Origin of the sequence: uncultured Paraglaciecola sp., assembly GCF_963977085.1 — a bacterium.
Lineage (GTDB): Bacteria > Pseudomonadota > Gammaproteobacteria > Enterobacterales > Alteromonadaceae > Paraglaciecola.
Genome location: NZ_CAXBNC010000043.1, coordinates 1 through 11,564 on the forward strand (window position 1 = coordinate 1; position 11,564 = coordinate 11,564).

Annotated in this window: 9 protein-coding genes; all 9 read left to right on the plus strand. The window is 39.1% G+C overall.

The window, feature by feature from the left end:
* Positions 1–155 precede the first annotated feature (155 nt).
* Positions 156–2,318 carry a S9 family peptidase gene (locus AAC000_RS23310; RefSeq protein ID WP_339726345.1) on the plus strand — a complete coding sequence of 721 codons (2,163 nt, stop codon included), beginning with the start codon at positions 156–158 and terminating at the stop codon, positions 2,316–2,318.
* A gap of 365 nt (positions 2,319–2,683) precedes the next feature.
* Complete coding sequence (locus tag AAC000_RS23315) at positions 2,684–3,094, plus strand: 3-phosphoshikimate 1-carboxyvinyltransferase (RefSeq protein WP_339726347.1); 411 nt, start codon at positions 2,684–2,686, stop codon at positions 3,092–3,094.
* Positions 3,091–4,233, plus strand: a complete 1,143-nt coding sequence (locus AAC000_RS23320; RefSeq protein WP_339726349.1) for an outer membrane beta-barrel protein — start codon at positions 3,091–3,093, stop codon at positions 4,231–4,233. Before AAC000_RS23315 ends, AAC000_RS23320 begins: the two co-directional genes overlap by 4 nt.
* A 36-nt stretch (positions 4,234–4,269) precedes the next feature.
* Positions 4,270–4,800, plus strand: coding sequence for a polysaccharide biosynthesis/export family protein (locus AAC000_RS23325; protein ID WP_215930185.1), 531 nt, complete (start codon positions 4,270–4,272; stop codon positions 4,798–4,800).
* A 29-nt stretch (positions 4,801–4,829) separates the two neighbouring features.
* Positions 4,830–7,043 carry a polysaccharide biosynthesis tyrosine autokinase gene (locus AAC000_RS23330; protein WP_339726351.1) on the plus strand — a complete coding sequence of 738 codons (2,214 nt, stop codon included), beginning with the start codon at positions 4,830–4,832 and terminating at the stop codon, positions 7,041–7,043.
* A gap of 215 nt (positions 7,044–7,258) precedes the next feature.
* Positions 7,259–7,630 carry a four helix bundle protein gene (locus tag AAC000_RS23335; RefSeq protein WP_339726352.1) on the plus strand — a complete coding sequence of 124 codons (372 nt, stop codon included), beginning with the start codon at positions 7,259–7,261 and terminating at the stop codon, positions 7,628–7,630.
* Between the two features lie 352 nt (positions 7,631–7,982).
* Positions 7,983–8,714: a CpsB/CapC family capsule biosynthesis tyrosine phosphatase gene (locus AAC000_RS23340; RefSeq protein ID WP_339726353.1), complete on the plus strand. Its 732-nt coding sequence runs from the start codon at positions 7,983–7,985 to the stop codon at positions 8,712–8,714.
* A 69-nt stretch (positions 8,715–8,783) separates the two neighbouring features.
* A complete protein-coding gene (locus tag AAC000_RS23345; RefSeq protein ID WP_339726354.1) occupies positions 8,784–9,956 on the plus strand; it encodes a VanZ family protein in 1,173 nt (390 codons plus the stop codon).
* A 46-nt stretch (positions 9,957–10,002) separates the two neighbouring features.
* Positions 10,003–11,157, plus strand: coding sequence for a nucleotidyltransferase family protein (locus tag AAC000_RS23350; RefSeq protein WP_339726356.1), 1,155 nt, complete (start codon positions 10,003–10,005; stop codon positions 11,155–11,157).
* Positions 11,158–11,564 lie beyond the last annotated feature (407 nt).

An 11,564-nucleotide genomic window follows, 5' to 3' on the forward strand; every position in this document is an offset into this window, starting at 1 on the left:
ACCTATCGTCATTCCTGCATGTTGTTAGCAGGAATCCAAGCGCCACACCTCCCAGCATGCCGTTATGCTGTTGATGACCGATAACCACAATCTATGATTAAATAGCATCTAGCATCTAGCATCTAGTCACTGATGTTTTTGAGAGGAGTATGTTTATGTCGTTAAATTTTAATTTATGTCTAGGGATCATTATCTTGTCTTTGTTAACCAGTTGCAGCAGTGCGAAAAAATCTGAGTCTTTTCCTCGTTTACCTCAATTAGCAGTGGCGGCGCCTCAGGCTGAAACAAAAGCGTATCAAGCTCAGTATCACGGGCTAACCCTAACTGACAATTACCATTGGCTTAGAGATCAGGATTATCCAGAAGTTAACGACAAGCCGGTGCTGGATTATCTCAAGGCTGAAAATGACTATTACGCAACGTTTTTGGCACCCCACAAAAAGCTAGTTGATACCTTATTCGAAGAATATAAAGGTCGCGTAGATGAAACCGATACCTCAGTGCCTTGGCAACAAAATGGTTATGAATATCGCTGGTACTTTAAACCCGGCGCAGAATATCGAACTTGGGTGAGACGTAAGTTAGGCAGTGATCTTGAGCAAGTCTTTATGGATGAAAACCTGCTGGCCGAAGGTCATGAATATTTCTCTTTAGAAGATTGGGATATTAGCCCAGATAATGCCTATTTAGCTTATTCGGTGGACATTGATGGGAGTGAGCGAAACGTCATTAAAATCAAAAATTTAGTGACTAACGAATATTTTGAAGATGAATTATCCGATGCCACAGGCTCTGTGCAGTTTAGCCAAGACAACCAAAGCCTTATTTATGTTCTATTACAAAAAGATAAATGGCTGCCATTGAGTGTTAATGTGCATAAGTTGGGAACCCAACAAAGTAACGATAAAGTGTTAGTGAGCGAAATGGATGAAAGCTTTTATTTAGGTTTTTATGTGACCAGTAGCGAGCAGTATTTAGTGTTATCTACAGGTGATTCTGACCGAACAGAAGTGTCGGTAGTGCCTATGGCTGACTTAAACCAAACACCGAGAATGCTGAACACCCGAGAGCAGAACTTTAAGCTAGAAGTAGACCACGGTAATGGTCACTTTTATTTGTTAACTAATGATACTCACGTCAACTTTAGAATAGCTAAAAGCCAAGAAAACCAAGTGCAATACGACCAATGGCAGCCTGTATTAGCCGGTTCAGACAATATATACCTCAAAAGTATGCAAGTATTCAAAGACTTTGTCGCCATTGGCCAGAGTATTCAAGGAATAGAATCGATCAGTATTTTGCCTAATCAAGGAGCCTCTCATGAAATTGCACTGCCTGAAAAAGTAGCCAGTGTTAGCTTGGGAAATAACCCTGAATTTTCACAACAACAAGTGCGTATTAAGTACGAATCCATGATTACGCCCGACAGTATTTACGATTATGACGTGGCTAGTAAAACCCTAAATTTACGTAAAGCGAAAAAAATCCCCTCTGGTTATGATAAAAATTTGTACGCCACCGAGCGTATTATGGCTGACGCTCGTGATGGCGTGAAAGTGCCTGTCAGCATAGTGTACAAAAAAGGCTTTAAGAAAGATGGCACCCAACCTATGTTCCTGTATGCATACGGTGGTTACGGAATCGGAATGCCCGCAAATTTTTCTACGACCCGTTTAAGTCTGTTAGACCGAGGTTTTGCTTACGCCATAGTTCACGTTCGTGGCGGCGATGAAATGGGGTATCAATGGTATCTAGACGGTAAATTAGACAAACGTAACAATACGTTTAATGACTTTGTTGATGTGGCCAAACACTTGATTGACGAGGGATATGTTGCCAAAGGAAATATCTCTATTGAAGGCGGAAGTGCTGGTGGCGAGCTAATGGGAGCCGTTGTTAATCAAGCTCCAGAATTATGGCGTTCGGTAATTTTAGCGGTGCCCTTTGTTGATGTGCTCAATACTATGCTTGATGCAAGCTTACCCCTCACTCCCCCTGAATGGAGTGAATGGGGCAACCCTTTGATTAACAAAGATGTATTTGAGCTTATTCAAAGTTATTCACCCTATGACAATATCCAAGCTAAAGACTACCCCCCAATGCTTGTGACCGCCGGGCTCAATGATCCACGCGTGACTTATTGGGAGCCTGCCAAATGGACCGCAAAAATGCGAGCCACCAAAACCGATAATAATTTATTGCTAATGCGCACCAATATGGGGGCAGGGCATTTTTCTAATACTGGCAGATATGGCCGATTAAAAGATTTAGCTGAAGAATATGCCTTTGCGCTTGTGGCTCATGGTATCGATAAATAAATCGTTAACTAGCCAGATGGATGTTCTTTTAGTTTGCACAGTCTTTCTGTCAATGAGGTTTAAATCTACATCAGACATTAGGCTGGATTTTTGATAAGTCACTAAAATAATTGGAGTGTTTTACATTCAATTATTACAATAAAGCAACAAATGCCCTTGTTTTTGTTAACGATCTATTAGCTTGATTTACAAAAAGAAAGTTATGATTTTAGTTTGCTGGGTGATGAACAAAGCAAAACGATAGTTTCTGTATAAATTGCGTGTTTATTAGTGATTCAATACGGTACAATTTTGCTCAGTGTATCAAAAATCAAAGGCATTCTGACATAACTGTCAACGAGGTCTTTTGAGTTAGGCGTGAAGTAGTGGACGAACAAAAAATTAGACAGGAAGTCGCAATTCGAAAGTTGCTGGACAGAATGCCCCAACATGTTGCGCAAAGTTTTACTGAAGAACAATTATTGCACTTAAAAGTAGCATTAGGTGCAAGAAAATGGGGCCGACACAAGGTTGATGTGCGTGGTACCCTTAAAGTGCCTTTTATTCCACAGCAACTGTATTACGTTTTTTTAATTGGGCGTAATTATCGATCCCTTTCCCGCCGCGAAAAGCGCATATCTGCATTTACAGTCACCCTGATTACCAGTTTATGGCTTTGTTTTTGCATCCTATTTGGTTTGCTAGTGTTGTATTTGGTTAAATCAGCACTGGGGATAAACTTATTTGAGGGGTTTTCATTGGGTATTTGGGGATGGTTTAAGGAATTGATTAAATGAATCATCGATTAGCATACCTGATCATCTTGAGTCTGTGTGCCAAATTTGCAACTTCTCAAGAAGTTGGGCTTACGCCAATGGTTGATTTAAGTGTGCATCAAGATAGCAATATTTATCGTACTTCAGCCGAAGTCGACGGCACTATTATCCAAGTTGCTCCTGAATTTGCCTATGCCACTCAATACGGTAAACACGATTTTCAGGCTCTCTACAAAGGAAATTACGCCAAGTACCAAGACAACAATAACCTAGATTATTTTGAACATGAGATGTTTGCTAAAGCGAAATTAGATCTGAGCCATAAGTTTGCCAGTGATCTTGGTTTTGGTTATCAAGATAGTATCGAGCAACCCGGCAGTACTAATGCGTTGTCGCAGCAGTTAGACGAGTTAAATCAACGCACTACCAAAGGAATATCTGCTTCATTGTTTTATGGCACTAAACAAAGTACTGGGCAGTTAGTGGGGAAATATGCCTACAAACAACTGGAATACACAAATAACGGTCAAGCATTTCGTGATTACAATAGTGATACGGTCACAGGTACTTTCTTTTATCGCGTTGCACCTAAAACTAGGTTGTTGTTAGAAGCCAGCGCTGCACAACTTGGCTACCAAAACACCCAGTTTGTTGATAATTCTAGTCGCCAAACATCTTATCTTGCTGGGGTTGAATGGAACGCTACTGCTATTACCTCGAGTACATTTAAAATCGGCTATCAAGATGTAGATTATGACGTGGAAAACTTAGCTGATCTCTCAGGTTTGTCATATTTCTTAGATATGGTGTGGAAACCAAACACCTATTCCATTTTAAAAATAGGCGCTAGCAGAGCTGCTAGAGAAAGCGCAGAGCAATCCTTAGGTGGTTATATCAGTAGCGAATATGACATTAATCTAGCGCATGAATTTACCAGTAACACCCAATTTAGTATTGGTTATCGGTATACCGACTTTGATTATAATAATAACCAAAGCCGTAAAGATGAATTAAAAAACTTAACGGCAAAACTGAGCTATCAATCAAAATATTGGTTGCAGCTCTACATCGAATATGAAAACAGTAAAAGAGACTCTGAATTGGAGTTTTACAACTATGACGCAAGTATTGTAACCCTAGGTGCCAATGCATCGTTTTAAAGTATTTAAGAATAAGTTGTTTCAAAAGGAGTCGTAATGAGGAACATATGTAAACTATTGCTAGGAATACTGTTTTTACAGTCTTTTGTGGTTTTAGCGCAAGAAGGAAAGGTGTATCGATTGTCTACCGGTGACGTGATTTCGGTCACTGTTTTTAATGAACCAGAGTTGGGCTTAAAAGAAGCCAAAATATCTGACGATGGCAACATTTCGGTACCACTGTTAGGCCAAGTGCAAGTTAAAGGAAAAACAGTTATCGAAGTAGAAGCCCTTTTGACTAAATTATTCGGTGATGACTATTTAAAAAAACCTAGCGTAACCGTTGCTGTCTCTGAATATCGCCCGTTTTATATTAATGGCGAAATAAAAAAACCTGGTAGTTATTCCTATAGAACCAATATGACAGTGCAGATGGCGATAACAATTGCAGGGGGATTTACCGAAAGAGCCTCTAAAAAAGAGATTTATCTGCTACCAGAAGGTAATGAATCACAAAGACGTAAAGTCACTTTAGGGGACGAAGTGCAACCCGGTGACGTGATCACCATAGATGAAAGTTTCTTTTAGAATTGAGTCAGTAGATAAGGGCGCAGTAAATGGCATTTCAACAAACTAGTAATATGGAAATGGATCAACTTATCAATCAAGAAGAGGTGATTGATTTAAGTCAATATTGGCGAATTATTAAACGAGCTAAATGGGGGATACTCTTTGTTACCTTATGCTGTTTGTTAGTAGGTGTGTATATAGCAAGTACCTCTACACCTATTTATCAAGCTACCGCTAAAATATTGGCCGACCCACAACAACCCAATGCGGCTCGTGAAGAGCAGTACATCGCTTCGGCGCTAGTTTTTTTATTTTACGAAACCCAATACGAAATAATTCAGTCTCGCTCAATTGCTGAAACGGTAGTGAATAAATTGGATTTAGTTGAAAAATACAAAAAACAACAACAAGAAAATAAATCCAAAGAAAAATCGCTAATCAGCGAAATTAAAGCAGAAGTATCCGCTTTATTCGGCAATGCCGAAAAGAAGGAAGCCCCTAAGCCTTTATCAGATACTGAAATTAAAGTGATGTTAGCCTCGGGCATTCAATCGGGATTATCGGTAAGTGGTGGCAAACAAAGCCAGGTGATTAATCTAAGTTATCAATCGGATGACCCGCAATTTGCGACTGAGATAGTAAATGCAGTTAGCCAAGCTTATATCCAATTTGGTTTAGAAGCCCGACTAGGTGAGGTTAAAAATACCGAAGCTTGGTTAAGCGAACAATCGGCGGATTTAAAAGATCAACTTACCGCCTCAGAAAACAAGTTACGAGACTTTAGGCTTAAACAAGGCATGGTTGATACCAATCTGCAGCAACGCGATGCTAATTCACGTATGCAGAGCCTTAATAACCAATTGATCAACGCCCAAACTAAATTTGGCAGTGCCGAAGAGTCATATATGCAGGTTAAAGATTTACCTGCAGATTCGCCTGCATTTTATTCACTCAATGCGGTATTACAAAATGGTACTGCCAGTGACTTAGTTAAACAGCAAGCCAGTGCGCAAAGTAAAGTGAATGAGTTAGACGAACGATACAAAGCCAAACACCCTAAAATGATCGCAGCGGTGAGTGAATTAAAGAGTGTTAAAGAAAGTTTAAATGCTGAAATTGCTAAAATAGTTGAGGGTATCAAAAGTGACTTTAATTTAGCGCGCCAACAAGTGACCAATATTGAAAATTTAATCAATAAAGAAAGGGCGAGCATACAATCCTTGCAGGGCTCTAATTTCACGTTAACAGCGTTAGAGCGTGAGGTAGAAAACAATAGGCGTATTTACGAGTCATTTATTGGGCGTCTGATGGAAACCAATATTCGCGGGGACTTTACTGCCTCAAATGTACAAGTTATTGATTCTGCGACTGTGCCCAAATCACCCATTAAACCTAACGTAAAACTGATCATAGTGTTGTCAGGGTTATTTGGCGGCTTTTTAGGTGTGGTACTAGCTTTCGTGCGTGAAGCAATGCACAACACCTATCGCACTACAGACGCGGTAGAAGAAAACCTTAATGTACCCGCATTAGGTGTCACTATGGCACTGAAGAAAAAAGAAGCCCATGGTATTCCTGAGATGGAATACATAAACGATACTCGCAGTGTATTTGCTGAGAGCATCAATACTATTCGTACTGGTCTACAGTTTTCTAATATCGATAACCCCCCTAAAACCATACTGGTAACTTCGGCAACTGGCTCAGAGGGTAAATCGACATTAGCTATGAATCTAGCTGCAGCTTATAGCCAAGTGGGTAAAACCTTGCTACTGGAAGTGGATTTACGTAAACCCAGTGTATTTAAAAACCTTAAACTAGAAAATAAACTGGGATTAACTGACTTATTAGCGGGCACCGCTAATTTTGGTGATTGTATTGTTAACCCCACTGGCAACAAAGAATTTAATGTGATGCCTTGCGGCACAATACCTCACAATCCAATTGAGTTATTAACCTCAGAAAAATTCACTAGCGCCCTAACATCTTTGAAGAAACATTTTGACCATATCATTTTAGATGGCCCGCCAACCCTACCAGTGAGCGACGCCTGTGTTATCGCTAATAGTGTCGACGGAGTAATCGTTGCCGTGAAGGCAGAAGAAACCAAAATCAAAGTCTCAAAAGAAGCCGTATCTCGCCTGCGCAGACTAAACGCCAACGTAATTGGCGCAGTACTCACCCAAGCCGAACCCCAAAAAATGAGTTATTACGGCGATCATTATTATTCGGGTGAATATTACGGGACGGAAAAAAGCTAAAGGGGCAGAAAGAAGCAGGGTGAAGCAGAATGGAACAGAATAAAGCAGGGTGAAGCAGGATAGAGCAGAAAATGGCAGAGTGAAACGGAATAAAATAGTGTGAAGCAGTTAACTGCTTCACACTATTTTTTCTGCCCCAGACTGCTCTAATCTGCCTATCCTGCCTTTTGTACTCTATTCTTAATAATTCCTGATAAATATTTGGAGTTATTGAAATGCAATTTGTGAACATGGAAGTATGGAAAAGAAGTAGGTTATTGGCGATTGCTTTATATCGTGAAATGGCAGAATTGCGTGATTTTGGCTTTAAGGATCAAATAACACGTTCCGCTTTATCTGTTCCGAGCAATATAGCCGAAGGTTTAGAAAGAGGCACAAACCCAGATAAATGTAGATTTATAGAATATGCAAAAGGGTCTGTAGCTGAGTTACGGACACAGATCGATATAGGTATTGAAATTGGTTATATTCCAATAGATATTGGCAAGAAATGGATTAAAGAATGCTGTGAACTATCGCTTATGCTGGTTGGGTTAATTAGAACGTTGAAGAATAAGAGCAGAATAGAGTTGCATGAGGCAGAATAAAACAGAATAGAGCGGCATGAGGCAGAATAAAACAGAGTAGGACAGTATGGGGCAGAATAGGACCAGTTTGGAGTAGAAATAGTAAGCAGTTCTGCTTTATTCTGCACCTCTCTGCCACATTCTGCTAAGTCTACCGTATGCTGCTCCACTCTTCGGTTTTCCGCTGTTTTTTGCATTTGAGAGATTTTATGATTAAAGAAATTTTTTTTAAAAATTACAATAATAAATCGGCAGAATATTTAGTCTGCCGCAACCTGTTACATTCTGCCTATTCTGCCTATTCTGCTATTCTCTGCCAAGTCTGCTCGATTCTGCTCCACCCTGCTAAGTCTGCCACATTCTGCGTTTTCAAATGATCGACATCCATAGTCATATTCTCCCTGGGGTTGACGACGGGGCTCGCACTGAAACAGAAGCCCTTGATATGCTTAAGATGGCGGTTGACCAAGGGGTGACAACACAAGTACTTACGCCGCACATTCACCTAGGTCGGTTTAATAATACCAAGGCAGAATTAACCGCAAGTTTTGTGAAATTTCGTGATCTTGTCGACTCCCAAAATATACCAATTAGATTGCTACTAGGCGCTGAGTTAAGAATTGGCCCAGAATTAATGACCTTAGTACAACAAGATCAAATACCTTGGTTAGGTGAATACCAAGGTAAAAAGGCATTTTTACTAGAGTTCCCCCGTATAGACGTGCCTCACGGCAGTGACAATTTAGTGCGTTGGTTATTACAAAAAAATATCCAACCCATTATTGTGCACCCAGAACGTAACAAAACCTTTATTAACAACCCGGCTAAATTACAAACCTTTATCGATTTAGGTTGCCCATTACAAGTGACCGCAAGCAGTTTAACCGGTAAATTTGGTGAAGAGGCTCAAGACATGGCAATTAGGTTGATTGAGAATGAGCAAGTATTAGCGATAGCATCTGATTGTCATAATTTAAAAGGTAGGGCTCCTGATTTACTGGATGGCGTCAAAGAAGCTCAAACAATTATAGGGGAAACTAATTCTAAATATTTAGTAAATAGGAACCCTAATGAAGTAGTGAAGCATCTGCATTGTCTAGCTTAATTAATGTTGGAATTATGCTAACTCTTGCTATTAGGTTGGTTTTTAAACTAGATCTTTTATGGTCAATATATGCTTAGTTCTAATTCAAGGATTATGAATCTAAATTTAAATCTAAATAAATTTAACCGTTGGGCTTGGTATATTGCCTTTATCACCATGGCATTAACGCTTTCGCCATTTGCATTTCAATTTGAGAATATAGGCAGTTATACATGGGTGATTCACCCAGGAGACTTCGTCGTTAATTGTTTTCTGTTATTTCCACTTGGCTATATTTTTGTAGAGTATTTAGGGAGTTCTTTTTCTTATAAAAAGCTATACGCAGCTATTTTAGTAGGGGGACTAATTAGTATCGCAATCGAGTCATCGCAATTACTTTTGGAGCAACGAACTAGCCAATATTGGGATGTCATTGCAAATACTTTTAGTTTTATGTTGGGTAGTGTCTGCAACCGGTTCATAAAATTTAATTCCATACGAGAGAAAGTTAAAAGTAAGTTTGGTGAGAAAAAGTCGCCATTGTTTAGCTTGTTAGGCCTGATTTTTATATTAATACTATTTCGACTAAGACTAATAAATGAAGGACTAGACGATTTACTATACCTTGTTTTACTGATGACGAGTGCGGTGATAATTTCAATACTGTTTTATGACATCGACTCAGACAAACAAAAAAATTCAACCCAAGCTTTTTTAATGTTTTTAGGGTTTGCAATTAGTAGTTCAATTTTCCACTTGAGTTTAAGCGTTCAACATTTTGTTAGTATTTTATTGTTTGTAGGTATTTTCACTTTCTCTATTACTTTTTGGATGCCAGAAAACAAACCTTCACTTACAAAGGCTTTTAGTAAATTTATGATGATAATATTGCTTGGCATACTTAGTTTGTTTCTTATGTATGCAATTGGCTTTGTATTGCAAAGTGAACTCAATTTTTCTTTGTTACCAAATGATAAACTTCATTCCCTTAAGGAAGGGCGATTAGTTGGGAGTGTTTTCGTAGAATTCTTCTTGCTGCTTTGTTTGTGCGTTGAACTTCTTAGTTTTATTTTATATGCAGCGCAAAGTAGGTTGAAATATGTTTTGTGTTGCAGTGCATATTTTTTATTGGGGAGCGGATATATATTTTTTAATAACTCAGTAGTGCAAGGAACTGGCTTTGTATTTAGTTTCTTAGCCATAACTCCAATTATCATTTGGTTAAACTTACCAACCAAAACGCGTGCTTCAGCAATTTTGTGATCTGCAATACCCCTACCAATATAGGACGATATTTTGGAATATGTAAGTGATAACTAACCTTTCTGAATCTTATTATTTGGGACTTTTAGCCAAGTTGTGCACTACTTCGGCTAACGCTGAGTGGGTCGATTTAGTACAACAAATCAAAAGAGCAGAACCAGATCAAAGTTTGTTATTTAATTTAGCTGTAGAGCATGGTGTTACTGGGTTAATGTATTCTAGTTTTGCAGAGATTAATACATTAGAACTTAATCAGTTTTTTGAGCAAATAAACAGTTTCAATCAACATAAAATCATAGCCACTAAGTTTTTAGACAGCGAAGCAAAAAAACTATTAAACCTTTTTGTAGAAGAAAATATTCCCTTTGTTGTGCTTAAAGGTTTTGCCCTAGCGCATTCTATTTACCCTACACCAGAGTCTCGTACAAAATCAGATATCGATATTTTTATCGACACAAAATACTACGAACAAGCAAAACAGGTGTTTAGCCAGCAAGGGTATAAAAACCCTAGGGGATGGGAGCCTACAGCTATTAGTAATGAATTTAGTATGTCAAAACGCATAGGTGAGGGCATGCATGTGTTGTTTGATGTGCATACTAAAATTAGTAACAGCAAAGTAATTCAAAATTTAATTACTTTTGAAGAGCTATCTAGCTCTGCTGATACTGCTTCATTACCTGATATTAACCTTATTAATACGCCTTATGCCTTAGTGCATGCGATTGTTCATATGCTTCATCACCGAGCAATGGGCGACAAGATTAAACTCATTTGGTATTACGATATTTATTTGTTGGTTGAAAGGTTCACCCCCGTAGAATTAAAACAAACCAAGCAATTAATTATTCTAAAGGAATTAGTTAGCGTTTTTTCTGTAGGCATTGATTTAACTCTAGGTTACTTTGATTCGGAGAAGTTGAGAGAATTACAAACGTGGTGTAAACAGCCAGAAATCCAAGCTCATTCGGAAAATAAGTACAATGTCTTACTTAGCTCAATGTCAGGAGTTAATGGCATGTTGATAACACTAAACAACACTCCAGGCTTCAGAAATAAATGGCGACTTATTCAAGAAATAGCGCTTCCACCTAAAGCTGAAATTTATAACAAATATGGAACCCAAACCAACCAACCACTATTTTGGCTCTACTTCCGCCGAATCGCTGGTGGAATAGTTAAGGCTTTAAGGGCAGGGTAAGGCAGAAAAGGGCAGAATTAGCAGAGTAGAGCAGAATAAGCAGAATAAGCAGAATAAGCAGAATAAGGCAGGGTAAGGTAGAAAAGGGCAGAATGAGCAGGAAACCGATTCCGGCCTAAAAGCTCACCGGAATGACGGAGCAATACATGAGAATCACAGCCTATCGTCATTCCTGCATGTTGTTAGCAGGAATCCAAGCGGCACACCTCCCAGCATGCCGTTATGCTGTTGACGACCAATAACCACAAAGAGAGCAGGGTAAGGCAGAATAGGGCAGAATTAGCAGGAAACCGATTCCGGCCTAAAAGCTCACCGGAATGACGGAGAAATACAGGGAAACTAAAACTGTTCTGCACAACTAATACAGGAACCTATCGTCATTCCTGCATGTTGTTAGCAGGAATCCA